The organism is Undibacterium sp. SXout7W (assembly GCF_049339385.1).
In the GTDB taxonomy this organism is placed as follows: domain Bacteria; phylum Pseudomonadota; class Gammaproteobacteria; order Burkholderiales; family Burkholderiaceae_D; genus Undibacterium.
Map to the genome: position 1 here is coordinate 1 of NZ_JBMPPF010000198.1, position 222 is coordinate 222.

The 222-nt window shown below is 54.5% G+C and carries 1 protein-coding gene; it reads right to left on the minus strand.

Annotated elements, in window-relative coordinates:
• On the minus strand, positions 1-222 hold a 222-nt coding region (locus ACO0LB_RS21090), incomplete at both ends, for a DUF4116 domain-containing protein (protein WP_423052715.1).

The following is a 222-nucleotide window of genomic DNA, read 5'->3' on the forward strand; positions in this document are numbered from 1 at the left end:
TATTGCAGGGCACCGCCATCGCTTTCAACGGCTTTCAGTGCAACTGCTTCTGTGCATGATTCCGCTGGCACGTATCGCAGGGCATAGCCATTACGTTCAACGGCTTTCAGTGCAACTGCTTCTGTGCATGATTCCGCTGGCACGTATTGCAGGGCACCGCCATCGCTTTCAACGGCTTTCAGTGCAACTGCTTCTGTGCATGATTCCGCTGGCACGTATCGC